The 22,599-nt window shown below is 72.1% G+C and carries 22 protein-coding genes and 1 pseudogene; 12 read left to right on the top strand and 11 right to left on the bottom strand.

Annotated features, from left to right (window positions below; translation table 11 throughout):
• Positions 1 to 102 precede the first annotated feature (102 nt).
• On the bottom strand, positions 103 to 1,011 hold the full coding sequence (locus tag ACFYOH_RS25160) for a GNAT family N-acetyltransferase (RefSeq protein WP_388629415.1): 909 nt from the start codon (positions 1,009 to 1,011) through the stop codon (positions 103 to 105).
• Positions 1,012 to 1,263: 252 nt separating this feature from the next.
• Here ACFYOH_RS25160 and ACFYOH_RS25155 point away from each other — a divergent pair, with 252 nt between their 5' ends.
• Positions 1,264 to 2,370, top strand: a complete 1,107-nt coding sequence (locus ACFYOH_RS25155) for a PP2C family protein-serine/threonine phosphatase (RefSeq protein WP_388629413.1) — start codon at positions 1,264 to 1,266, stop codon at positions 2,368 to 2,370.
• 27 nt (positions 2,371 to 2,397) lie between these two features.
• Here ACFYOH_RS25155 and ACFYOH_RS25150 read toward each other — a convergent pair whose 3' ends face one another.
• On the bottom strand, positions 2,398 to 2,838 hold the full coding sequence (locus ACFYOH_RS25150; RefSeq protein ID WP_388629410.1) for an Lrp/AsnC family transcriptional regulator: 441 nt from the start codon (positions 2,836 to 2,838) through the stop codon (positions 2,398 to 2,400).
• A gap of 50 nt (positions 2,839 to 2,888) precedes the next feature.
• Positions 2,889 to 4,238, bottom strand: a complete 1,350-nt coding sequence (locus ACFYOH_RS25145; protein WP_388629407.1) for a transaminase — start codon at positions 4,236 to 4,238, stop codon at positions 2,889 to 2,891.
• Between the two features lie 289 nt (positions 4,239 to 4,527).
• Between ACFYOH_RS25145 and ACFYOH_RS25140 the strand changes: the two genes are divergently transcribed.
• A complete protein-coding gene (locus tag ACFYOH_RS25140; RefSeq protein WP_388629404.1) occupies positions 4,528 to 4,995 on the top strand; it encodes a hypothetical protein in 468 nt (155 codons plus the stop codon).
• Between the two features lie 4 nt (positions 4,996 to 4,999).
• On the opposite strand, the gene ACFYOH_RS25135 is transcribed toward ACFYOH_RS25140, so the two are convergent.
• Positions 5,000 to 5,191: a hypothetical protein gene (locus ACFYOH_RS25135; RefSeq protein ID WP_388629401.1), complete on the bottom strand. Its 192-nt coding sequence runs from the start codon at positions 5,189 to 5,191 to the stop codon at positions 5,000 to 5,002.
• Between the two features lie 282 nt (positions 5,192 to 5,473).
• On the opposite strand from ACFYOH_RS25135, the gene ACFYOH_RS25130 reads away from it, so the two are divergent.
• Positions 5,474 to 6,724, top strand: a complete 1,251-nt coding sequence (locus ACFYOH_RS25130; RefSeq protein WP_388629398.1) for a serine hydrolase domain-containing protein — start codon at positions 5,474 to 5,476, stop codon at positions 6,722 to 6,724.
• A 117-nt stretch (positions 6,725 to 6,841) separates the two neighbouring features.
• On the opposite strand, the gene ACFYOH_RS25125 is transcribed toward ACFYOH_RS25130, so the two are convergent.
• Positions 6,842 to 8,401, bottom strand: a complete 1,560-nt coding sequence (locus tag ACFYOH_RS25125) for a helix-turn-helix domain-containing protein (protein ID WP_388629395.1) — start codon at positions 8,399 to 8,401, stop codon at positions 6,842 to 6,844.
• A gap of 351 nt (positions 8,402 to 8,752) precedes the next feature.
• Between ACFYOH_RS25125 and ACFYOH_RS25120 the strand changes: the two genes are divergently transcribed.
• From ACFYOH_RS25120 to ACFYOH_RS25110, 3 genes are all read left to right on the top strand, one after another.
• A complete protein-coding gene (locus ACFYOH_RS25120) occupies positions 8,753 to 9,373 on the top strand; it encodes an L-threonylcarbamoyladenylate synthase (protein WP_388629393.1) in 621 nt (206 codons plus the stop codon).
• 115 nt (positions 9,374 to 9,488) lie between these two features.
• Positions 9,489 to 10,244 (top strand): dienelactone hydrolase family protein, encoded by a 756-nt coding sequence (locus tag ACFYOH_RS25115; RefSeq protein ID WP_388629390.1) that lies wholly within the window; start codon positions 9,489 to 9,491, stop codon positions 10,242 to 10,244.
• 152 nt (positions 10,245 to 10,396) lie between these two features.
• Positions 10,397 to 11,596, top strand: a complete 1,200-nt coding sequence (locus tag ACFYOH_RS25110; RefSeq protein WP_388629387.1) for a glycoside hydrolase family 64 protein — start codon at positions 10,397 to 10,399, stop codon at positions 11,594 to 11,596.
• 69 nt (positions 11,597 to 11,665) lie between these two features.
• Here the strand turns inward: ACFYOH_RS25110 and ACFYOH_RS25105 are convergent, their stop codons facing one another.
• The 3 genes from ACFYOH_RS25105 to ACFYOH_RS25095 form a co-directional block, all read right to left on the bottom strand.
• Positions 11,666 to 14,071: a M4 family metallopeptidase gene (locus tag ACFYOH_RS25105; RefSeq protein ID WP_388629384.1), complete on the bottom strand. Its 2,406-nt coding sequence runs from the start codon at positions 14,069 to 14,071 to the stop codon at positions 11,666 to 11,668.
• A 340-nt stretch (positions 14,072 to 14,411) separates the two neighbouring features.
• Complete coding sequence (locus tag ACFYOH_RS25100; protein WP_388629381.1) at positions 14,412 to 14,921, bottom strand: prolyl oligopeptidase family serine peptidase; 510 nt, start codon at positions 14,919 to 14,921, stop codon at positions 14,412 to 14,414.
• Complete coding sequence (locus ACFYOH_RS25095) at positions 14,918 to 15,205, bottom strand: DUF1905 domain-containing protein (RefSeq protein WP_388629378.1); 288 nt, start codon at positions 15,203 to 15,205, stop codon at positions 14,918 to 14,920. Before ACFYOH_RS25095 ends, ACFYOH_RS25100 begins: the two co-directional genes overlap by 4 nt.
• 187 nt (positions 15,206 to 15,392) lie before the next feature.
• On the opposite strand from ACFYOH_RS25095, the gene ACFYOH_RS25090 reads away from it, so the two are divergent.
• Positions 15,393 to 16,421: an LLM class flavin-dependent oxidoreductase gene (locus tag ACFYOH_RS25090; RefSeq protein ID WP_388629375.1), complete on the top strand. Its 1,029-nt coding sequence runs from the start codon at positions 15,393 to 15,395 to the stop codon at positions 16,419 to 16,421.
• Here ACFYOH_RS25090 and ACFYOH_RS25085 read toward each other — a convergent pair.
• The gene (locus tag ACFYOH_RS25085; protein ID WP_388630158.1) at positions 16,333 to 17,220 is read right to left on the bottom strand and encodes a LacI family DNA-binding transcriptional regulator; all 888 of its coding nucleotides are present in this window, start codon (positions 17,218 to 17,220) and stop codon (positions 16,333 to 16,335) included. The genes ACFYOH_RS25090 and ACFYOH_RS25085 overlap by 89 nt on opposite strands.
• A 94-nt stretch (positions 17,221 to 17,314) precedes the next feature.
• Between ACFYOH_RS25085 and ACFYOH_RS25080 the strand changes: the two genes are divergently transcribed.
• Positions 17,315 to 18,145 carry an aldo/keto reductase gene (locus tag ACFYOH_RS25080; RefSeq protein WP_388629372.1) on the top strand — a complete coding sequence of 277 codons (831 nt, stop codon included), beginning with the start codon at positions 17,315 to 17,317 and terminating at the stop codon, positions 18,143 to 18,145.
• A 13-nt stretch (positions 18,146 to 18,158) separates the two neighbouring features.
• On the opposite strand, the gene ACFYOH_RS25075 is transcribed toward ACFYOH_RS25080, so the two are convergent.
• On the bottom strand, positions 18,159 to 19,034 hold the full coding sequence (locus ACFYOH_RS25075; protein WP_388629370.1) for a helix-turn-helix domain-containing protein: 876 nt from the start codon (positions 19,032 to 19,034) through the stop codon (positions 18,159 to 18,161).
• Between the two features lie 161 nt (positions 19,035 to 19,195).
• Between ACFYOH_RS25075 and ACFYOH_RS25070 the strand changes: the two genes are divergently transcribed.
• The 4 genes from ACFYOH_RS25070 to ACFYOH_RS25055 all read left to right on the top strand — a co-directional run bounded on the left by ACFYOH_RS25070 (position 19,196) and on the right by ACFYOH_RS25055 (position 22,284).
• Positions 19,196 to 20,059 carry an oxidoreductase gene (locus ACFYOH_RS25070; protein ID WP_388629367.1) on the top strand — a complete coding sequence of 288 codons (864 nt, stop codon included), beginning with the start codon at positions 19,196 to 19,198 and terminating at the stop codon, positions 20,057 to 20,059.
• A 57-nt stretch (positions 20,060 to 20,116) separates the two neighbouring features.
• A complete protein-coding gene (locus ACFYOH_RS25065; RefSeq protein ID WP_388629365.1) occupies positions 20,117 to 20,725 on the top strand; it encodes a DNA polymerase ligase N-terminal domain-containing protein in 609 nt (202 codons plus the stop codon).
• Positions 20,726 to 20,731: 6 nt separating this feature from the next.
• The gene (gene ligD, locus ACFYOH_RS25060) at positions 20,732 to 21,742 is read left to right on the top strand and encodes a non-homologous end-joining DNA ligase (RefSeq protein WP_388629362.1); all 1,011 of its coding nucleotides are present in this window, start codon (positions 20,732 to 20,734) and stop codon (positions 21,740 to 21,742) included.
• 107 nt (positions 21,743 to 21,849) lie between these two features.
• Positions 21,850 to 22,284: a cupin domain-containing protein gene (locus ACFYOH_RS25055; protein ID WP_388629359.1), complete on the top strand. Its 435-nt coding sequence runs from the start codon at positions 21,850 to 21,852 to the stop codon at positions 22,282 to 22,284.
• A gap of 25 nt (positions 22,285 to 22,309) precedes the next feature.
• Here the strand turns inward: ACFYOH_RS25055 and ACFYOH_RS25050 are convergent.
• Positions 22,310 to 22,554 (bottom strand): annotated as a pseudogene (locus ACFYOH_RS25050) (SpoIIE family protein phosphatase); the annotation flags it as partial.
• Positions 22,555 to 22,599: the final 45 nt, after the last annotated feature.

The raw sequence follows: 22,599 nt of genomic DNA, 5'->3' as shown, positions 1-22,599 counted from the left end.
CTCGCGCCGTCGCCGTCGGTGCCGGTGCTCGGGGTGAGCCGGACCGCTCCGGCTCACCCCGAGCCCAGAACCTGCGGCAGACCACCACTGACGGCCCGCTTGTCACCCGGCGCCGACAACGCCGTCGGCCCAGAAGTTGATGCGCTCCCGTACGACGGGATAGCCGGCCCTGGTGAAGTGTGCGGCCATGGGGAAGTTGGTCCGGTCGGTGGCGGCGGCGATGAAGTCGGCGCCGTGGGCTGCCAGGAAGTGGGTGCACTCGGTGAGCAGGTCGTAGGCGTAGCCGTGGCCCCGTTGTTCCGGCACGACGCCGATGAAGCCGACGCAGGGTCCGGACGGATTGCGCGCGGGGATGTGGATGCCGGCGGGCTCGCCCTCGGGGGTGCGGGCGATCTGCCACCAGGCGCGCGGGGACGGAAACCAGTGGAAGAGGTCCAGTTCCTGCCGTGCGGCCAGGTCCGGCCCGCCCTGCGCGACGGCCCGGCGGGCGTGGGCGTCCAGGGTGACCGAGTGGATGCGGCGCAGCAGGTCGTGGAACACGGCGTCGTCCGGTTCGGCGGCGAAGACCAGACGGCCGGGCCGCTCGGGCAGGCCCCGGTCCGGGGTCCAGCGGTACAGGAAGCGCTCCACCAGTGGTGCATAGCCGGCCGCGCGTGCGGCGGCGGTCCGGATGTCGACGGCTGCCCGCAGTCCCGGGTCGTCACGCCATCCGGAGGGCAGGTCGAGTTCCAGTTCCTCGGTCTGCCAGGGCGCCGTCCGAAGGAGTTCGGCTCCGGCCTCCTCCTCGCCCTCGGCCACGTCGAACCAGTTGATCAGGAGCGGCTCGGAGTCCTCGGGACGGCCCCACCAGGCGGCCCGGGCCACGGTGCGGCCGTCGCGCACGGCGATGCGCTGCCAGTCGGGGCGGTAGCGGGTGCTGCGGTGCTTGTCACGGAACGCCAGCGGGTCGGGCATGGTGTCGAAAAGGTGCGCGGTGCTCTCGTCGAGCGCGCGGATGACCAGGGTGGTCATGGATTCCTCCGGGATGCTTGCCGCGGTGCGGCGGCGGGGACGCGCTCCCGGTCAGGCTTGGCACACCCGGGTGACGGGGAGGCGGGAGCGCGGAACGACAGTGGCCATGACGCTCGCCTCCTTCCGTCCGTCTCGGGCGTGCCCGCACAGGCTATGCGGGCCGCGCACGGGGCGTCCATCCCTTGTCCGACCGCACGAGGGGCGAGGGGTCAGCGGGAGGCCCGGGTGCGGAGGTCGGCGTAGCTTGGGGATGTGAAGTCGGTGCGCGGCGGGTCGTCGCGTCGGGACCGGGAGGATCGCGGCTGGTTGCGGGGCGCGCCGCCGCCGTGGTGGGTACGGGTGCTGCCCGTGCTGCTGCTCGCGGCCGTCACGACGGCCACGCTGATCACTCCGGACGCGCGGGACGCCGGTTTCCTGCTCGGGGCGATTCCGCCGCTGGCGGTCCTGTCGTACGGCCCGCTGGCCACCGCGGTCCTCGGTCTCGGGGTGGTCGCGGTGCTGAACGTGCCGGCCACGCATCTGAACCGCCCGGGCAACACCGATCTGCTCAGCATCGTGTTCGTGGCCGTGCTGAGTGTGTTCGTGTCCTATGTGCGCAGTCGGCGAGACGCCCAGCTGGACACGGAGCGGGCGATCGGCGAGGCCGTGCAGCGGGCCGTGATGCCGCTCCTGCCGGAGCGGGTCGGGAACGTGGGCTGCGCGGGCTTCTACCGGGCCGCGCAGGACGGGACGCTGGTGGGCGGGGACTTCTTCGACGTACGGGACGGCCCGTACGGTGTGCGCGCGGTGATGGGGGATGTGCAGGGGCACGGGCTGTCGGCGGTCGCGACGGTGGTGTCGCTGCTGGGCGCGTTCCGGGAGGCGGTGCTGGACGAACCGGGCCTGGAGTCGGTCGCCGCGCGCATGGACCGCAGGCTGGCGGTGGACTCGGCGGACGTGCGGCACGCGGAGCTGTTCGCCACCGGGGTGCTGCTGGAGCTCTCCCCCGACGGGGGTGCGGTGCGGGTGGTGACCTGCGGTCATCCGGTGCCCGTGCTGCTGCACGGGGAGGAGGCACTGGAGGTGACGGTCGTGCCGGGACCGCCGCTGGGGATCGGGCTGGTCGGCGCCGACCCGCCGAAGGAGTGCACCATGGCGCTCGGGCCGGGCGACCGGCTCTTCCTGGCCTCCGACGGGGTGTGGGAGGCGCGGGACGCCGAGGGCGGCTTCTATCCGCTGCCGACGCGGCTGACCGCCCTGAGCGGCACGGCGTCCGCCGAGCTGCCGGGGGCGCTGTGGACGGACCTCCTGCGGCACGGTTACGAGGTCCGGGACGACGTCACCATGCTGATGCTGGCGCCCGCACCGCCGCCCGGCTGACCGCCCGGCCGGTCGACCCGCCTCCCATCAGCCCACGTCCCACAGGAAGCGGTGGGTGTGGATGCCGAAGTACGGGAAGGACTGGATCTCCCGGACGCCTTCCAGCAGTCGTACCACGTCGTTGACGAAGTCCAGCAGGGCCTTCGGGCCGGGCGCGACCACCTCGGCGAACAGATCGAATCCGCCCGAGGTCAGCACCGAGTAGACGACCTCCGGGCGTTCGGCGAGGGCGTCGGCGACGGCGCGGGGGTCGCCGTCGACTCCGATGCCGAGCAGGGCCATGGCCTGGCCGCCCATGGCCATCGGGTCGGTGACCCCGACCACCTGGACGGCCTTGGAGTCCAGCAGGCGCTGCAGCCGCTGCCGCGCCGCCGAGGCGGACAGGCCGACCTTCGGGCCGAGGTCGGCGTAGGCGATACGGCCGTCGGTCTGCAGCTCGCGCAGGATGGCCCGGTCGATCTCGTCCACGCGTGTCCTTTCGTGTCTGATGCCGTCTCTGTTGCCGTCGCCCCGGTGCGTCAGCCGACCAGCTCGGCGAGGGCGGCGTTGAAGACCTCGGTGTGGGTGTCGACGTCCTGCTCGGTGGTGTCCGGGCACATGAGCGCCATGTTGTGGAACGGGGTCAGCAGGATGCCCCGGTTGGCGAGGTAGAGGTGCAGGAAGTCCTCCAGCTCGGGGTCGGAGACGGCCGCGGACTCGGTGCCGGTGCGCGGCGCCGGGCTGGTGAAACGGTACTCGGTGCGGGCGCCCAGCCGGCTCACGGACCACGGCAGCCGGTGCGCCTCGATGGCCGCCCGGACGCCCGCCTCGAAGCGCTCGGAGAGCTTGCCCATCCGGGCGAACGCCTCGTCGGTGAGGACGTGTTCGAGGGTGGCCCGCATCGCGGCGACCGACAGCGCGTTGCCGGCGAGGGTGCCGCCGACGCCGCCCATGTCGACCAGGTCCAGGTCGGTGCGGGCCAGCAGCCGCTCGGCGAGTTGGGCGGACAGCCCGTAGGCACCGGCCGGGATGCCGCCGCCGATGGCCTTGCCGATGGTCAGCAGGTCGGGCTCCAGGTCCCAGGCAGCCGTGCAGCCGCCGGGTCCCGCGGAGAAGGTGTGGGTCTCGTCGTTGATGAGCAGGCTGCCGTACCGCCTGGTCAGCTCGCGGACGCCGGCGAGATAGGCGGGCTCCGGCAGGACGATGCCGATGTTGGTGAGGGCGGGCTCCATCAGGACGGCGGCGACGTCACCGTGGGCCAGTTCGCGCTCCAGGCCGGCGAGGTCGTTGAACTCGGCCACCCGGCTGGTCAGGGTCACGGGGCACGGCGCACCGACGTTGCCGGGGCGGGCGGTGCCCGTGCCGTCCGGGCCGACGACGATCAGCGACTCGTCGACGCTGCCGTGGTAGCAGTAGCTGTTCACGAGGATCTTCGGGCGCCCGGTGACGGCCCGGGCGAGCCGGATCGCCCAGCGGTTGGCGTCGGTCGCGGTGAGCGCGAAGCTCCAGCGCGCCAGGCCGAACCGGCGGGTCAGCTCGGCGCCCACCCACTCCGCGTCCTGCGTCGGCAGCATCGCCGTGGCCCCGCCCAGCTCGGCGAACCGGCGCTGCACGGCCTCGGTGACCGGTGCGGGCGAGTGGCCGGCCATCGCACCGGTGTCGCCGAGGCAGAAGTCGATGTACTCGTGCCCGTCCACATCGGTGACCCGGGCCCCGCGCGCACCGGCCAGATAGCGGGGAAAGGCACCGGCCGTCTTGTTCATCCAGGTCATCGGCACCCGGCCGAAGAGGTGGTCGGCCCCCGCATAGGCCGCGCGGGAGCGCGGGCCCTGGCGCTCGGCCTCGGCGCTCTCGCGGGCCAGGAGGGTGTGCAGACGCGTGCGGTCCATGGAGTACCTCACTGGAGACGGTGGCGAATGCCGTGACTCTACGACTGAAACAGCCGTACTCTCAACAGTAGACGACTGAATCAATCGCCAGCTCGCTTGAATCGAGTGCAGCTCCCGGTGGGGGACCCCCGTCCGGGTGACGCGCCCCCTCGCCCGACTGACGAACTCGCAGCCGGAGTTCGAACGTCCCGGCTCAAACGCCAGGGTTCGCCACCCCTTCCGTCACGTAGAAATATCTACGAGCATGCATATGCCGAGGGCAGGCGGACGAGGACACCCGGAGCGGTGCATGACGAACACGATGTGGATGCGGGGCGTGGAGTGGCTGGCCGCGGCGTCGGCGGACCCGCGCTCCTGCAAGTGGGAATGGGATCACGGCGAGGGCATCGCGCTGCTGGAGGCGGGCCGCTTCTGGGACGTGCTGAGCGTCCCCGAGCGGCTGGGCCTGCTCACCCTCGACCTGCTGTGGCGGCCGGGGCTGCCCGTGCCGGGGCCGACGCTCATTGACACGGCGGCGGGCCGGGTCGGGTTCTTCCTGCCGCCAGACCCCTCCGGCGGCTGGGTGGGAGCCGGTCTGCGGTACGCGACCAAGGGGGCCTGGGTCGCCGTGCCGCCGCCGTACCGTCCCGCGCGTTTCCTGGAGTGGCTCGTGCCGCCGGACGGCTCCGGCGCACTCCATTTCCCGGGCGCCCTGGAGGGGGCGCTGCGGCAGGCCAACGGCACCCTGGCCGTCCTCGCGCCGCTGTGCGGCCCGTGACGGTTCAGGCGCGCTCGCGCGCGGGCCGGGCGCCCGAGCCGGCCCGGGGGAGGGCGGCCGACAGCGCGTCCGGCTCCGCGGGCACGGTGCGGCCCTGCGCCCGCCACTCGGCGACGAGACCGGCGTAGATCGGCTCCCGGGCCCGATCCGTCTGCGCCGGCCGGCCCGCCCTGCGCATCCGGTCGATCCGGTCCATCCAATCCAAACGGTGCGCCGGGTCCAAGCGGTTCATGCCGGGGCAACGCCCGTGGCCCGTCACCGGTACGGCCCACCCGGCAGACTCACCGGGTCGGGTGAGAGCATCGCCCGAACGAGGCCTTCCGCCCGTCGGACAAGCATCCCGCCGACAGGCGACGGGCGGGGCGGCCGCCCGCTCGCCCGACGGGCGCGGCTGGGGGCGCCCTCCTATGCTTGGACGGTCAGGGCTCCGGCGTCCCGCTCATCGCACGCTCACCTCTCATGTGCTTGGAGTCAGTCCATGTCGCATACGTCCGCACGCCTGCTGAGGAAGGCCGCGGTCGCCGTCGCGGTGGGGACTCTGATGGCACCGGTCGCCGCCGGGCCCGCATGGGCGTCCCCGGCCGCAGTGCCGGCCGCCCTCGGCGCCGACGCGCCCAGCCCGAGTCCCTCGGGAGCGGCCGTACGTGACCTCACCCCGGGCGTGACACGCCAACTGGACACCGCCGTGCGCAAGGTGATGCACGAGGCGGGCGTTCCCGGCGTGACCGTCGGCATCTGGACGCCGGGACGGCCGAGTTACGTCCGCTCCTTCGGGGTCGCCGACAAGAGCACCGGCCGGAAGATGACTCCGGACCTGTACATGCGCATCGGCAGCGAGACCAAGACGTTCACGGTGACCGCGCTGCTGCAGCTGGTGGACCAGAAGAAGGTGGGCCTGGACGACCCGATCGGCAAGTACATCGGCGGCATACCCAATGAGAACAGGATCACGCTGCGTCAGCTCGCCGACATGCGCAGCGGACTGTTCAACTACTCCGAGGACCCGGACTTCGACAAGGCGCTCACCTCGGACCCGCAACGGCCCTTCACCCCCGAGCAGTTGCTCGCCTACTCCGTCAAGCATCCGGTGAGGTTCCAGCCCGGGGAGAAGTTCTCCTACAGCAACACCAACCTCATCCTGCTGGGGCTGGTGGTGGAGAAGGAGAGCGGGCAGCACCTCGGCGACTACATCACGCAGCACGTCCTCGATCCGGCCGGCATGAAGCACACACTCTTCCCCACCGGCAACGAGTTCCCCGCCCCGCATGCGCACGGGTACACCGTGCAGACGGCGAACGGCGAGGAAGCGGACGCGACCGACTGGAATCCGTCCTGGGGCTGGGCGGCCGGCGCGATGATCTCCGATCTGCGGGATCTGCACACCTGGGCGCGCACGGTCGCCACGGGCCGGTTCCCGGACGGTGGGCGGATGGTGAGCGCCGCCGTCCAGAAGCAGCGGCTGATCACCCCGGGAACCGGCATGATCAAGGGTGCCGGATACGGTCTGGGCATCTTCGACGTCCTGGGCTGGATCGGCCACAACGGCTCCCTGCCGGGCTACCAGACGCTGACCGTCTACCTGCCCGAGACGAGGACGTCGCTCGTCGTGCTGCTCAACACGGACACCGACTACCGGTCACGGGAACCCAGTACCGCGCTGGGCGAGGCGATCACGAAGATCATCTCGCCGGCCCACGTGTACAACCTCCCCGTCACGCGGACCGGATGAGGCACGCGGGGCCGCGACCGGTCCCCCGTTCCGGTCGTGCCCCGCGGACTGCCGAAGGTACGTGCACTGCTGGACGGGGGGGTAGTGCACGCGTGCCCGGCAGGGTCCGCACGGGACTCACCACTGCACAGCCGAGTCCGGTTGGTCCGGGTTCGCCGCGCCGGTGCCGGCGGTCACGCCGAGGTCGGGCACGGGCAGTTCGCCGGTGACGAGGTGGGCGAGGACGACCTCGTACAGGTCGGTGCCGCCGGCCGTCAGCCGCCGCTCCAGGACGGCTTCGGCGGCCCGGACGTGTTCGCGCACGGTCTGGGCGTGTACGCCGAGGGCCTGGGCGGCGCGTTCGGCGTGCGCGTCGGCCCCGGCCCAGGCGCACAGGGTGCCACGCAGATCCCGGCCGTCCTCGTCGAGGCGGCCGAGCAGCCCCTCCGCCCAGGAGCGCAGCGCGCTCGTCCCGAGCAGCTCGGTGAGCCGGGTCCGGACCGGCGGTCCGGCCGCACCGCCGGACAGGTCGTACGGGCCGTGTGCGGCCTCGGTGTTGAGGGCGGCGTGGGCGAGGGCGCGGACGGGCAGCCGGGACAGGTCGGCGCCGAGCAGCGCGGCGACCCGGTCCATCCGGGCGCGGACCGTGTTGCGGCTGACGCCGAGCACCTTGGCCGCGCTCACGGCGGTGAACTCAAGACCGAGCCGGGTGGTGGCGAGCAGTTCGGCACGCACATGGTGCGGCAGCGCGTCGAGCGGGCGCAGCACGGCGGCGGCCCAGGCCCGCAGCGCCGCGGGGTCCATCAGCTGTGCGGGGCGGGTGCGAGCGGCGTAGACGGCGTACCGGTCGGGCTGGAAGCGGGCCACGGCGAGGGCGGTGACGGCCTGTCCGTATGCGGTGGCGGTCAGGGCGAGGCGCTGCCGGGGGCTGCCGCCGAGGAAGGTGCCGGACCGGTCGGCGATCAGGGCGCGCAGCCGCTCCCCCACCTCGGCGGACGGACCCACGACGATGACGTGCTCGTCCACCGCGGGGCAGCGCACGACGAGCGCGCGGCCGTCGGTGGCGGCCACGCACGCGTCGGCGAGCCGGTCGCGTTCCACAGCGGCGTCCTCGAGGACGTAGACGCGGGCGGAGTCCTGTTCCAGCAGGCCCGGCCAGAGTCCGGCGGCGACCCGGCGGGCGGAGACGGTGTCCTCCACCATGAGCAGTTGCAGGATGGCCAGCCGCAGATCGGCCGTGGCCCGCCGCAGCCGCCGCGCGGACTCGGCCGACTCGCGTTGCCCGAGCAGGAGTTCCAGTACGGCGACGGTGTGGCCGAGGATCTCGGTGCCGCGCCGGTCGAAGGGCTCCGGGCGGGCCACGGCGAGGACGGCGCCCGCCGCCTGGCCGGACCCCGGATGCCGTATCCCGACCAGGCGTACGTGCCGTACCCCGTCGTCGAGGGACGCGGCGGAGACCCGGCCCGCGAAGACATCGGCGACGACGGCGGAGTCGAGCGGCAGCGGCTCACCGGCGAGCAGGTCACCGCGGCCGTCCTGGAGGCACACCGCCGCGTTCACGGTCCGGGCGAGCCAGTCGACGAGCCGGCGAAGATCGCGTCCGGCGGGCCGCAGCTGGTCCAGCAACTCCTGCGCCCAGGCGCTGTCCCCGCCGTACGGCTGCTGGAACGCCGGGCCCTCGTCCGGTCGGCCGGCCACGTTCCCCTCTCCTCGCCTCTGTGTTGACCTGGGCATACGTATCGGCACGTTACCCGAAACGGCGCGCTCCCGCCGCCGGACATGGCTCCGCCGGCGGGCCCGGGGGGGTGGGCCACCGGCGGAGACGTCGCGTCCGGGGCGGGGGGATGCCCGCGAGCGCTCACGGGTCGCATGCCCCGTAATCCGGGAAGTACGCCCATGAATCGACGGGGCGGTCGGCCGGTAGCGGCTCACTCCGCTGGTACGGAGAGGGGAACTGGGGATCCTGAAAGGCGCTGGAACCGGCTTGCCACGGGTGCCGGTGGCCCGTGGGGTGCGCATGGGGCGTCCGGTACGGCATAAGCTCGGTGAATGGCGAAGTACTTCGACGTGCACCCCGAGAACCCGCAGCCGCGCAGCATCGCCCAGATCGCCGACGCGGTGCGCTCGGAAGCACTCATCGCATACCCGACCGACTCCTGTTACGCCCTGGGCTGCCGACTGGGCAGCCGGGACGGCATGGACCGGATCCGCTCCATCCGCCGTCTGGACGACCGGCACCACTTCACCCTGATGTGCCGGGACTTCGCGCAGCTCGGCCAGTTCGTGCGGGTGGACAACGACGTCTTCCGGGCCGTGAAGGCGTCCACGCCCGGCAGCTACACCTTCATCCTCCCGGCCACCCGCGAGGTGCCGCGCAAGCTGCTGCACCCGAAGAAGAAGACCGTCGGCGTGCGCATCCCCGACCATGTGGTCACCCAGGCGCTGCTGGCGGAGCTGGGCGAGCCGCTGCTGTCCAGCACGCTGCTGCTGCCCGACGAGGAGGAGCCGTTGACGCAGGGCTGGGAGATCAAGGACCGGCTCGACCACGCGGTGGACGCGGTGGTCGACTCCGGCGACTGCGGCACCGAGCCGACGACGGTCGTGGACTTCTCCAGCGGCGAAGCGGAGATCGTACGGCGGGGCGCCGGGGACACCAGCCGTTTCGAGTGAGCGCGCGGCACTCCCGGTACGAGGTTTCGGATCTTGCGTGACAGCATGGGCCGTAGCCGTGGCGTCGTGGGGCCATCGCCGCCCGACGCCCATGTCCCCAGGGAGAATGCCCACCATGACCGATGTCCAGGCAACCGATCTCGACATCACGACCGAGGACGGCGTCGCCGACGCCTACCTCGCCCATCCCGCCGACGGCCGCCCACGCCCGGGCGTGCTGTTCTACCAGGACGCCTACGGCCTGCGGCCGCACCTGAGGTCGATGGCCGACCGGCTGGCCACCGCCGGCTACACCGTGCTGGTGCCGAACGTCTTCTACCGCCTCGGCCGCACCCCGGTCGTCGAGCTGCCCGAGTTCATCGACCCGGCCGTCGATCCGGCCATCTGGGAGCGGCTCGGCCCGGTCGTGTCCTCGCTGACCCCCGACCTGATCAAGCGGGACGCGGGCGCCTATCTGCAATGGCTGGCCGACAGCCCGCTGGTCACCGACGGGCCGGTAGCGGTGACCGGGTACTGCATGGGCGCCCGTCTGACCCTGTGGACGGCGGCCGCGCACCCGGACCGGGTCGCGGCCGCGGCCGGCTTCCACGGCGGCGGCCTCGCCACCGACGAGCCGACGAGCCCGCACCTGGGTGCCCCGGACATCACCGCGGAGCTCTACTTCGGGCACGCCGACAACGACCGGTCACTGCCCCCGGAGCAGATCGAGCGCTTCGAGGAGGCCCTGACCGCGGCCGGGGTCCGGCACACCTGCGAGGTCTACCAGGGCGCCCCGCACGGCTACACCCAGGCGGACACCCCGGCGTACGACCGCGAGGCCGACGAACGGCACTGGGCGGCCCTGCTCGACCTGCTCAAGCGCACGTTCTGACACCCGCTCACGGCGCCTGCCGCACGGCGGGCGCCGTAAGCCGCTCTGCTCAGGCATTGACATGCACGCGGCGCAGCACCAGTCTGAGAGCGCTCTCAAACAGGTACGGACCAATATCCGTACGACCCCGACCCCACACGGAGGTAAGGAGAGTGCCTCACACACGCACGCACCCGGCGCTGCCCCTGGCGGCCGCCGCGGCCTTGGTCGGCGGAGTGCTCGCCCTCGGTGCCCCGGACCGTGCCGGTGCCGCGGTACCGGACACCATCCCGCTGAGGATCACCAACAATTCGGGCCGCTCCGAGCCGGTCTACGTCTACGACCTCGGCACCCAGCTGTCCTCCGGGCAGCAGGGCTGGGCCGACGCGAACGGAAGCTTCCATCCCTGGCCGGCGGGCGGCAACCCGCCGACGCCCGCCCCGGACGCGGCGATCGCCGGCCCGGCCCCCGGACAGTCGACGACCATCCGGATACCGAAGTTCTCCGGCCGGATCTACTTCTCCTACGGCCAGAAGCTCGACTTCCGGCTGACCACCGGCGGCCTGGTGCAGCCGGCCGTGCAGAACCCCTCCGACCCCAACCGGAACATCCTGTTCAACTGGTCCGAGTACACCCTCAACGACTCGGGGCTGTGGCTGAACAGCACCCAGGTGGACATGTTCTCCGCGCCGTACGCGGTCGGCGTACGGCGTTCCGACGGCAGCGTGAGCACCACCGGGCACCTGAAGTCCGGTGGCTACAACGGCTTCTTCAACGCCCTGCGCGGTCAGTCGGGCGGCTGGTCCGGCCTGATCCAGACCCGCTCCGACGGCACGGTGCTGCGCGCCCTGTCACCGCTGTACGGCGTGGAGACCGGCGCCCTGCCGGCGAACGTGATGGACGACTACGTCAACCGGGTCTGGCAGAAGTACTCGACCTCGACGCTGACCGTCACGCCGTTCGCCGACCAGCCGAACACCAAGTACTACGGCCGGGTCTCGGGCGACGTCATGAACTTCACCAACTCCTCGGGCGCGGTCGTCACCAGCTTCCGGAAGCCGGACGCGGACAGCGTCTTCGGCTGCCACAAGCTGCTCGACGCGCCGAACGACAATGTGCGGGGCCCCATCTCCCGTACGCTGTGCGCCGGTTTCAACCGCTCGACCCTGCTGGTGAACGCGAACCAGCCGGACACCTCGACGGCCGCCTTCTACCAGGACACGGTCACGAACCAGTACGCGCGTGCGGTGCATGCGCAGACGGCCGACGGCAAGGCCTACGCGTTCGCCTTCGACGACGTCGGCAACCAGGAGTCGCTGGTCCACGACGACAGCCCGCAGCAGGCGTATCTGACGCTGGATCCGCTCAGCTGACGTACTAGGTGACATGCGAGGGTCCCGCACCCCGGCCGGCTGCCGGGGTGCGGGACCGTCATGTGTGGGTCAGCCGGTCGTCAGGGCGGTGTCGTCCACGACGAAGCTGGTCTGCAGCGAGGAGTCCTCCACGCCGTTGAACTTCAGGGTGACCGTCTGGCCCGCCAGCGAGGACAGGTCGAAGGTCTTCTGGCTGTAGCCGGAGGCCGCGTTGAGGTTCGAGTAGGTCGCGAGGGTCTTCGAACCCGCGGTCACCGTCAGCTTGTCGTACTGGGTGCTGCTGGTGGTCTCCGAGGTGTCGATGTGCAGGTAGAAGGTCAGGTTGGCCTTGCAGCCCGCGGGGATGGTCACCGACTGGGACAGCGTGTCGGTGTGCGTGGTGCCGTAGCCGTCCAGCCAGGCCTTGTACGAGCCGCCGTGGGCCGCCTCACCGGTGTCGTTGGTGATGACGCCGCTGGTGGCACTCCAGCCGGTGCTTCCGGACTCGAAGCCGGGGTTGCTCAGCAGCTGGGTCGAGGTGCAGCCGCCACCGCCACCGGTACTGACCGTCCAGGTGAAGGTCGCGGTGCCCGTGGCGCCGGTGGAGTCGGTCACCGTCACCGTGGTGTTGTAGGTGCCCGCCGTGGTGGGCGTACCGGTGATCAGTCCGGTGGAGCTGTTGATCGACAGGCCCGCGGGCAGACCGGAGGCGCTGTAGGACAGGGCTCCGCTGTTGGTGCTGCTCGCCTGGACCTGCAGGCTCACGGCGGTGCCGACGGTCGAGGACTGGCTGCCCGGGTTGGTGACCGTCACTCCGCTGCTCGGCGGGGTGATGTGGCTGCCGACGTTGATACCGGCGAAGGCGTTGCCGACTCCCGCGTACTGCGCGGAGTTGGTGCCGTACAGGGCGGCAGCCGCGTTCAGGGCGGCGGTGCGGGCCCCCGCGTAGTCGGTGCTCGACGTCATGTACGTCGTCAGCGCCTTGTACCAGATCTGCAGCGCCGCGGCCCGGCCGATGCCGGTGACGGCGACGCCGTCGGAGGTCGGGCTGTTGTAGGTCACGCCGTTGATGACCTTGGTGCCGCTGCCCTCGGAGAGCAGGTAGAACATGTGGTTCGCCGGACCCGAGGAGTAGTGCACGTCCAGGTTGCCGACGCCCGAGTACCAACTGTCCGCCGAGGAGCCGTCCTTGCTCGGCTTGTCCATGTAGCGCAGCGGGGTGCCGTCGCCGTTGATGTTGATCTTCTCGCCGATGAGGTAGTCACCGGGATCGGAGCTGTTGTTGGCGTAGAACTCCACGCCGGTGCCGAATATGTCGGAGGTCGCCTCGTTCAGCCCGCCCGACTCACCGGTGTAGTCGAGGCCGGCGGTGTTGGAGGTGACGCCGTGGCTCATCTCGTGGCCGGCCACGTCCAGCGAGGTCAGCGGGTCATTGTTGTTCGTGCCGTCGCCGTAGGTCATGCAGAAGCAGCTGTCGTCCCAGAAGGCGTTGACGTAGTTGCTGCTGTAGTGGACGCGGCTGTAGGCGGCGACGCCGTCGTTGCGGATGCCGCTGCGGCCGAAGGTGTTCTTGTAGAAGTCCCAGGTCTCCTGCGCCCCGTAGTGCGCGTCCGCGCCCGCGGTGGCGGCGTTGGAGTTGGTGCCGTCGCCCCAGGTGTCGTTGCTCTGCGAGAACAGCGTCCCGGTGCCGGAGGTGCCGTGGTTCAGGTTGTAGGTCTTGTGGCCGCCGCGCGACCCGTCGTTCAGCGTGTACGTCGAGCCCGACTGCGTCGTGGTCAGGCTCACCTGCCCGCTGTAGTGGGTGTTGCCCACGCCGGTCTCGATCGCCTGGTACCGGTGCAGCTCCTTGCCCGTGGTGGCATCGGTGATGACGTGCAGCCGGCTGGGCGTGCCGTCGTCCTGGAAGCCGCTGATCACCGTCTCCCAGGCGAGCTTCGGGGTGCCGGTGCCGGCCCAGATCACCTTGCGGGCGCTGTCGGTGGCGGGCTTCTTGGCATCGAGGGACTTGGCGGTCTTCAGGGCCTTGCTCTCGGCGGCCGACTTGCTGAAGGCCGCGGTGGTGGAGGCGACCTTGATCTTGTGCTTGTTGTTGTAGGTGGTGCTCACGGTGCCCGCGGCCAGGGAGGCGGGCGGGGTGTGCACGACGAGGTCGCCGCCGAGGACGGGCAGGCCGGCGTAGGTGCGCTCGTAACGGGTGTGCAGGGTGCCGTCGTTGTCCTTGACGACGTCCTTGACGACCAGCTTCTCCTTGGCGCCGAGGCCAAGGGTGCGGGCCGTCGCGGCGGTCCGCTGCTGGGCGCTCCTGATCAGCGCCTGGTGCTGGGCCGGGCTGAGCCTGGCCTCCAGGCCGCCGGTGCGCAGCGGGCTGGGGTGGGGAGCGGCAGGCTTGGCGGCGGCCGGAGTGGCCTGCATGCCGAGGGTGAGCAAGGCCGCGGTGGAGACCAGGGCGGCTCCGACCGTGGCACGCTTGTGGGGAAGGCGTCTGTGGGGTCTCACTCGTACTCCTCCTGCTGCGGCCGCCGGATCGCGACCGGTGACAGACGGGCAGACGGGTCTGCTGCCCGGGTGAGCTGAGCTGTACGGGACCGTGATCTGTGCACACACCGGGGATGTGAGGTGCGTGGAGGAAGGATTCCAGCCTTGTCTCGCACATGTCAGTCATCTGGAGGTCATTCGAGGGTTTTCCCTATGCCGGTGAGCAGGGGTGGGAAGGGCCGGGGTCCTGCGGCGTCATCGCTGTCAGGTGCCGCCGCAGGAAACGCGCCTGATGCCGCGGCAGGTCGCGTGTGACGTCGGTGCCGATGGGCTGGTGTCCGGCGCCGGGCAGGAGCAGTACCTAGTGCGGCCGACCCGAGGCGAGCAGCACATCGGACAGCCGGAGGGTGTGGGCGGGCGGGACCCTGGGGTCCGCGAGGCAGTGGACGAGCAGCAGGGGACGGGTGAGCCGGGGCGCCTCGCGGAGCAGGGAGACCTCGTACCGCTCGGGGTACGCCTCCGGGTGGCCCAGGAGCCGCTCACGCCAGTGGGCGTCGTAGAGCCGCTGGTCGGTGACGCCCGCCCCGGCCACGGCGGCGCGGAAGACGTCCGGGCGGCGCAGCACGGTGAGCACGGCGAGCGAGCCGCTGAATGACCAGCCACGGATGCCGAGTCGGCGCAGGTCGAGCAGGGGGTGCGCGCGGGCGGCCGCCCGCAGCGCGCTCACCTGGTCGTCGAGCGCGGGCCCGAACAGGTCGCCGTACACCACGCGTTCCCAGTCCGGCCCGCGCTCCGGGGTGCCCCGGCCGTCGGTCACCAGCACCGCGAAGCGCTCGGCGAACCACTGCGACACCAGCGTCCTCCATCTCACAGACGCACGGTCAGCGCGACGGTCACCTCGTCACCCGGTGCGAGTCCCTCGGGCCGGCGCACGGCGCTCTTGAGCGGCAGCAGATATCCGCCGTCCCTGGGGAAGAGGGACGTGGTGAAGTCCGTGCCGCCGATTCTGGCCTCGACCGGGACCACGCCCCAGCCATAACTGGCCAGCGCGGCCACGTCACGGATGTCGGCGCACTCCGCGTCCGGCACGGCGACGAAGTAGTACGGCGCCGGACCCCGCCACTCCACGACCCGTCCGGCGAAGGCGAGTTCCACGATCTGCCCCCTTCCGCAAAGGCTCCCCAGCGTACCGGCGCACCACCGGAGCCCCGGCTGTTCGGGGTGCCTCGGCGACCCCGCCGGTCGAGGGCGAGATCGTCGTCCCGCCGAAGTGATCACACGGTTGTCACACCCGCCTGCCAGAATCGGAGAAGGAACCGACGTACGACCGCTGGAGGAGCCCGTGCCGCCCACCGCCCGCCCGCTGCGCAAGCTGGGCTTCCTCACCATCGGCCTGTTCGACCCGGCGGATCCGGCCCGGGGACACGAGTCCACCCTGGAGATCATCGAGCTGGGCGAGCGGCTCGGCTTCGACAGCGCCTGGCTGCGCCACCGCCATCTGCAGTACGGCATCTCCTCCCCGGTCGCCGTCCTCGCCGCCGCCTCCCAGCGCACCCGCCGTATCGAGCTGGGCACCGCGGTGACTCCGCTCGGCTGGGAGAACCCGCTGCGCCTCGCCGAGGACCTGGCGACGGTGGACGTCCTGTCCGGGGGCCGGCTGAACCCGGGCGTCAGCGTGGGCCCGCCGATGCACTTCGAGCAGGTCAAGGGCTCCCTGTACCCGGACACGGCCGACGCCGAGGACTTTGGCTACGAGCGGGTGCGACGGCTGCTGGACCTGGTGCGGGGCAAGCCCGCGAGCGACTTCAGCGGGGTCGAGGGATTCGAGGTGTTCAGCGATGCGGTCCAGCCGCACTCCCCCGGACTCGGCCGGCGGATGTGGTACGGCGGTGGGAGCCTCCGCTCGGCGCGCTGGGCGGGCGAGCACGGCATGAACTTCCTGACCAGCAGCGTGGTCAAGGCGGAACAGCCGGACGGCCCATGGGACTTCGCCGAGATCCAGCTCTCCCTCGTCCGGGAGTTCCGCGCCCATCACCCCGACGGCGAGGAGGCCCGGGTCTCCCACGGCCTCGTCGTGATACCCACCGACTCCGCGAGCCCGGAGCAGCGCGCCAAGTACGAGGCGTACGCGGCGAAACGCCTGCCGCGTACGGCCTCCCCGCAGGGTCCGGGCCGACTGCTGTTCGCCCCGGACCTGGTCGGCACCTCGACGGAGATCGCCGAACGGCTGCGCGCGCACGCCGCGTTCCGGGAGGTGGACGAGGTGGCGTTCGCCCTGCCGTTCACCTTCGAGCACGAGGACTACATACAGATCCTGACGGACATGTCGACGAAGCTGGGGCCGGCGCTGGGGTGGAAGCCGGCGAACTGAGCGCGGTCGGCACCGGCACCGTCCGGCCCCGTCGACCACAGCGGGCGCCGGTGCCGTCGAGCAGCCGGGCGGCGCCCTCGTGGCCGCCGGTGATCTCGCCCCCGGTGCGCACGACCCACTCCCTGGGCACGGTGACGCCCTCGGCGCGCAGTGCGTCCCGGAAGCCGCGCAGCCGTTCCACGGAGGCGATGTCGTCCTGTCCGCCGACCACGGCGAGCCTGCGGTGCCCGGCCTCCAGCAGCAGCCGCGCGGCCGTGCGCCCGCCGGCCCGCTCGGCGGGGATGACGGCGGGCAGCGAGTCGTCCTCGGGCAGGCAGTTGGCGAGCACGGAGTGGGTGCGGTGCAGGCCCTCGGGGACGCGGACCCGGCGCAGTGACATGGCCGCGTAGATGATGCCGTCGACGCGCCGGTCGAGGAGTTCGGCGACGGCCGCGTCCTCCTTGGCCGGGTCGCCGCCGGCATCCACGGTGAGCACGAGGTGGTCGCTGTCCCAGGTCGTCTCCATCGCGCCGCGCAGCAGCCGCCCGGCGAACGGGGAGGAGGCGATCTCGTCGGTGACCAGCCCGATCACGGCCGTACGGCGGCGGCGCGGGCCTCGGGCGACCGGGTCGGGCCGGTAACCGAGCTGGGCGGCGGCCTGCCGGATGCGGTCCTGGGTGGCGGGCGAGAGGTTGCCCTCGGCGCGGCCGTTGAAGACGAAGGACACGGCGGTGTGCGAGACGCCGGCGAGTCGCGCGACATCCCGCGAGGTGGGCCGTCCGCCGCCGCCCACGCCGTTGCTGTCCGCGCCGCCGCCCATGCCGTCCGCTGCCCTCTTCCCACCCGTCCGGTTGATCACCGCTCACCCTATCCGTGAGGCTGGAGGGACGACACTGTCGAGGGAAGGTCCCATCGTGAACCGCATTCCGGCGCACACGCTCAACGACGGTACGACGATCCCCGCGATCGGCCTCGGCACCTGGCCACTGGACGACACGGCCGCCGAGCAGGCCGTACGCTCCGCGCTCGACCTGGGCTACCGGCTGGTGGACACCGCGACGAACTATCGCAACGAGACGGGTGTCGGGCGGGCCGTGGCGGGCAGCGGCGTGCCCCGCGAGGAGGTGGTCGTCACCACCAAGCTGCCCGGCCGGCACCACGGCTACGAGGAGACGCTCGCCTCCTTCGAGGAGTCCCGGCGGCGGCTCGGCCTGGAGTACGTGGACCTGTATCTGATCCACTGGCCGAATCCCCGGGTCGGCAGGTACGCCGATTCCTGGAAGGCGATGATCAAGCTGCGCGAGGACGGGCTGGTCCGCTCGATCGGCGTCTCGAACTTCACCCCGGAGCACATCACGCGGCTGGAGAAGGAGACCGGGGTGCTGCCCTCGGTGAACCAGATCGAGCTGCACCCGCTGTTCCCACAGGAGGAGCTGCGCGCCTTCCACGCGGACAAGGGCATCGTCACCGAGAGCTGGAGCCCGCTGGGCCGGGGCAGCGATCTGCTGGACGATCCCGCGGTGGCGGAGATCGCCGCGGCGCACGGGGTGACGCCGGGGCAGGTGCTGCTGCGCTGGCATCTCCAGGTCGGCGCGCTGCCCATCCCGAAGTCGGCCGATCCGGGCCGGCAGCGCGCCAACCTCGACGTCTTCGGCTTCGAGCTGGACTCCGGCCAGCTCGCGGCGATCGCCCGGCACGCCCCGCACCGGCTCGGCGGCGACCCCGAACGGCACGAGGAGTTCTGAACCGACCGGGCCCCTACTGCTCCTCGATCCGTTCCTGCGCGCTGCCCGGCCCGACACCGTCACCGGCCGGCGCGGCGAGGCTGCCGAGGATGTCGAGCAGTTCGGCGCTGCGGCTGCCGGGCTCGGCGTGGAAGACGACCAGGGTGAGGCCGTCGGTGCCGTCCACGGACAGCTTGTCCGACTGCAGGTCGAGGTCGCCGACCTGCGGATGGGTCAGATGGCTCACCCGGCCGCGGCGGGGCCGTACCTCGTGCCGGGCCCACAGGGTGCGGAAGCGTTCGCTGCTCAGGGACAGCTCGCCGACCAGGTCACGCAGCCGCGGGTCGTCCGCGTCCGCCCCCGCCTCGGAGCGCAGTACGGCCACGCCCTCCTCGGTGAGGTCCTCCCAGTCCCGGCGCAGCTCGCGCTCGGCCGGGTCGAGGAAGACGGCCCGCAGGAGGTTGACGCCGGGCCGGTAGTTCGGGGTGAGTGCGGAGGCGAGGGCGTTGGCGGCGAGGCAGTCGGTGTAGCGGGTCTGGACGTAGGCGGGGTTGCGCGACCAGCCGTCGATGAGCTGGAGCAGGCTCGCCGGGACCTGCTGGGTGCGGCGCCCGGAGCGTACGCCTGGGCCGGGCCGGTCCTGGGCGAGGCCGACCAGGTGGGCGGTGGCATCGGCGTCGAGCCGCAGCACACCGGCGATGGCCTGGAGGACCTGCACGGACGGGTTGCGGTCGCGGCCCTGCTCCAGCCGCAGGTAGTAGTCGGAGCTGATGCCGGCCAGCATCGCGACCTCCTCGCGGCGCAGCCCCGGCACCCGGCGCAGCCCGCCGCCGGGCAGCCCCACCTGCTCGGGCCGCACCAGCGCCCGGCGGGCGCGCAGGAACTCGCCGAGCGCGTTCGTTCGGTCCATGGCCCCACCGTACGGCGGCCCGGCCGACGGTGACTGGCCCTGTCACTCCCAGGATCGACGGGGTACTGCAACGGCGGGGCCGACGGGCGCAGGGTGGAGAGCGAGGCCGCCGGCAGGTCCGGTGGCCAGGGCATCCTGAGCATCATCTGGAGAGGTACGACATGACTGCACAGCTCGGCGGCACCCTCACTCCGGCCGACGGTCTGGCCCTGACCCGCGTCGGCTACGGCGCCATGCAGCTGGCCGGCCCGCACGTCTTCGGTCCGCCGAAGGACCGTGACCGGGCGGTGGCGGTGCTCCGCGCGGTGGTGGAGGCGGGGATCACGCACATCGACACCGCCGACTTCTACGGGCCCGTGGTCGTCAACGAGCTCATCCGGGAGGCGCTGCATCCCTACCCCGAGGAGCTGCACATCGTCACCAAGGTCGGCGCCCGCAGGGGAGCCGACGGCAGCTGGATCCTGTCCCGGCACCCGGAGGACCTGAAGGCGCAGGTCTACGACAACCTGCGGAGCCTCGGTGTGGAGTCGCTGGACGTGGTCAATCTGCGGGTCGGTGACGTGGACACCCCGAACGAGGACTCCCTGGCCGAGCAGTTCGGCGCGCTGGCCGAGTTGCGGGAGCGGGGGCTGATCCGGCATCTGGGGCTGAGCACGGTGACCGCGGCGCAGCTGGACGAGGCGCTGGCGATCGCGCCCGTGGTGACCGTGCAGAACCTGTACAACCTGGCCAACCGGCAGGACGACGCGCTGGTGGAGCGCACGGCGGCCGAGAACATCGCCTTCGTGCCCTACTTCCCGCTCGGCGGCTTCACCCCGCTGCAGTCCGACGCGCTGGCCAAGGTCGCCGCCCGGCTCGGGGCCTCGCCGCAGCAGGTGGCGCTGGCCTGGCTGCTGCGCCGGTCGTCGAACGTCGCGCTGATCCCCGGCACCTCCTCGCCGGAGCACCTGCGGGAGAACATCGCCGCCGTGTCCCTGGTGCTGCCGGACGACGCGGTCGCCGAGCTGGACGGCATCGCGGGCTGAACGGCCCGGTCCGGGGTACCCGGGGGCCCGTGAGGCGGTGTACGGAAGGAGCTTCAGGTGGCAGCGGAGGACCGGCTGCGGACGTACCGCGGCAAGCGCGACTTCGAGCGGACCCGCGAGCCGTCGGGGCAGGAGCCGCGGGCCGGGAGTGACGAGCCGCATTTCGTGGTGCAGATCCATGACGCCAGCCGGATGCACTTCGACTTCCGGCTCCAGGTGGACGACGTCCTGAAGTCCTGGTCGATCCCGAAGGGCCCGTCCACGGATCCCGGAGACAAGCGGATGGCCGTGCCCACCGAGGACCATCCGCTGGAGTACGAGGAGTTCGAGGGCGTGATCCCGAAGGGCGAGTACGGCGGCGGGACCGTGATCGTCTGGGACAACGGCACGTACGAGCCGCTCAGCCACGACCGCAAGGGACGCCCGGTGGACTTCGCCCAGTCGCTGGAGCGCGGGCACGCCACCTTCCGGCTGCACGGCAGCAAACTGCGCGGCGAGTACGCCCTGACCCGCTTCCGGGGAGACCAGGGTGAACAGGAGGCCTGGCTGCTGGTGCGCAAGGGGCCGGCGCGGTCGGCCGGGCACGGCACCCCGGATCCCCGGCGGGCTCGCTCGGTGCGCACCGGACGCACCCTCGCACAGGTCGCGGCCGACGGCGAGGAGTGAGGGGCGGTGCCGGGGCTGCTGGAGGGGCTGCCGGCCGACCGCCGGGAGCTGTTGCGCCCGGCCGGGCCGGGCACCGAACTCGCCGCGGCCCCGATGCTGGCCACCCTCAGCGACCGGCGGGACTTCAGCGAGGGCTGGCTGTTCGAGCGGAAGCTGGACGGCGTCCGGCTGCTGGCGGTGCGCGAGGGCGACTCGTTGCGGCTGCTCTCGCGCACGGGCCGGCGACTGAACGACACCTATCCGGAGATCGTGGAGGCGCTCGCGGCGCAGGAGTGCACCGACTTCACGGTGGACGGCGAGGTCGTCGCGTTCAGCGGCGGCCGTACCGACTTCGCGCGGCTGCAGCGGCGGTTGGGGCTGACCCGGCGCCGGGACATCGAGGCGTCCGGAGTCGCGGTGACGTACTACCTCTTCGACCTGCTGCGTCTGGAGGGTACCGACACCCGTCAACTTCCTTTGCGGGTCCGCAAGTCGCTGTTGCGGCGGGCGCTGTCCTTTCGTGCCCCGCTGCGGCTGACCCCGCATCGCAACGCGGGCGGCGCGGAGTTGCTGGCCGAGGCCTGCGGCCGGGGCTGGGAGGGGCTGATCGCCAAGCGGGCCGACGGGCCGTACCGGACGCGCCGGTCCCCGGACTGGCTGAAGCTCAAGTGCTCTCAGGGGCAGGAGTTCGTGATCGGCGGCTTCACCGAACCGGCGGGCAGCCGCGTCGGGTTGGGAGCGCTGCTGCTCGGCTTCTTCGACGGTGACCGGCTACGGTACGCCGGGAAGGTCGGCACCGGTTTCGACCGGCGCACCCTGCTGGATCTGCGCGAGCGGCTGGACGGGCTGCGCCGGGACTCCTCGCCCTTCACCGGTGCCGTGCGCGAGGCCCGCGCCCGCTGGGTGCGGCCGGAGCTGGTCGCGCAGATCGCCTTCACCGAGTGGACCCGGGACGGGATGCTGCGGCATCCCCGCTACCTGGGACTGCGCGAGGACAAGCGGCCACGGGACGTGGTCCGGGAGCGCGCGGGGACCTGACACCCGCGATCACGTACGCATACGGATCTTCGAGTTCCGCCCCCAACTCGCCTGCAAGGCGCTTATGTTCACGGCGACACCCCGCTCGCCTCCCGAAAGGGTCCCGCATGCGTACCGCTCTCCGTGCCGCCGTCACCGGCGCGCTGACCGTCGCCACCGTTCTGACCTGCGGCACCGCGCAGGCGACCCCGCCGGGGCCGGGGGTGACGGCCCGGATCATCAGCCAGACCACCATAGGCGGCACCGACTACACCCTGCGGGAGATCACCGTCCCGCCCGGCCAGAGCACCGGCTGGCACTACCACGACGGCCCGCTGTACGGCGTGGTCAGGCAGGGCACCCTCAGCCACTTCGACTCCGGTTGCGCCTCGGACGGCGTGTACCGCACGGGCGCGACGATCCAGGAGCCGGCCGGTGCGGACCATGTCCACATCGGCCGGAACCTCGGGGACACCCCGCTCGTGCTCGATGTGCTGTACGTTTTGCCGCACGGCGCCCCGTTCTCGGAGGACGCGCCGAACCCGGGCTGCCCGTTCCAGTGATCGGTGCCGGACGGACGGTCAGGTGCGGGGCAGCGCCTGCTCGGCCCAGATCGTCTCCCTCGACGTCCCGGTCGCGGTCCTCGACCAGGCCGTCGGTGCAGAGCGCGACGACGGAGCCCTCGGGCAGTTCCGGCTCCGTCCCCTCGAACGGCAGCCTGCCGGCGCGAGGGGCGGTCCGGCGCTCATCTGGATGGACCGGGCGGTGCCGCCCGGCAGGACGACGGTAGGGGCCGGATGACCGGCGGCGGGCAGGCTGAGCCGCCGGGAGACACTCGAGGGCCTCGGCGGCCAGGGTGCTGCCGGACGGGCCGGCGG

It is taken from the genome of Streptomyces sp. NPDC007856 (genome assembly GCF_042868225.1).
Lineage (GTDB): Bacteria > Actinomycetota > Actinomycetes > Streptomycetales > Streptomycetaceae > Streptomyces.
Note: the sequence above shows the minus strand (reverse complement) of the source record. Positions and strands in the feature narration are given on the sequence as shown.

Excerpts from the sequence above, each read along its gene's own strand:
- ACFYOH_RS25160 (WP_388629415.1), bottom strand. The coding sequence starts at position 1,011 with ATGACCACCCTGGTCATCCGCGCGCTCGACGAGAGCACCGCGCACCTT.
- ACFYOH_RS25145 (WP_388629407.1), bottom strand. The coding sequence starts at position 4,238 with ATGGACCGCACGCGTCTGCACACCCTCCTGGCCCGCGAGAGCGCCGAG.
- ACFYOH_RS25140 (WP_388629404.1), top strand. The coding sequence starts at position 4,528 with ATGACGAACACGATGTGGATGCGGGGCGTGGAGTGGCTGGCCGCGGCG.
- ACFYOH_RS25135 (WP_388629401.1), bottom strand. The coding sequence starts at position 5,191 with ATGGACCGGATCGACCGGATGCGCAGGGCGGGCCGGCCGGCGCAGACG.
- ACFYOH_RS25130 (WP_388629398.1), top strand. The coding sequence starts at position 5,474 with ATGTCGCATACGTCCGCACGCCTGCTGAGGAAGGCCGCGGTCGCCGTC.
- ACFYOH_RS25120 (WP_388629393.1), top strand. The coding sequence starts at position 8,753 with ATGGCGAAGTACTTCGACGTGCACCCCGAGAACCCGCAGCCGCGCAGC.
- ACFYOH_RS25115 (WP_388629390.1), top strand. The coding sequence starts at position 9,489 with ATGACCGATGTCCAGGCAACCGATCTCGACATCACGACCGAGGACGGC.
- ACFYOH_RS25085 (WP_388630158.1), bottom strand. The coding sequence starts at position 17,220 with ATGGGCGGCGGCGCGGACAGCAACGGCGTGGGCGGCGGCGGACGGCCC.
- ACFYOH_RS25075 (WP_388629370.1), bottom strand. The coding sequence starts at position 19,034 with ATGGACCGAACGAACGCGCTCGGCGAGTTCCTGCGCGCCCGCCGGGCG.
- ACFYOH_RS25070 (WP_388629367.1), top strand. The coding sequence starts at position 19,196 with ATGACTGCACAGCTCGGCGGCACCCTCACTCCGGCCGACGGTCTGGCC.
- ACFYOH_RS25055 (WP_388629359.1), top strand. The coding sequence starts at position 21,850 with ATGCGTACCGCTCTCCGTGCCGCCGTCACCGGCGCGCTGACCGTCGCC.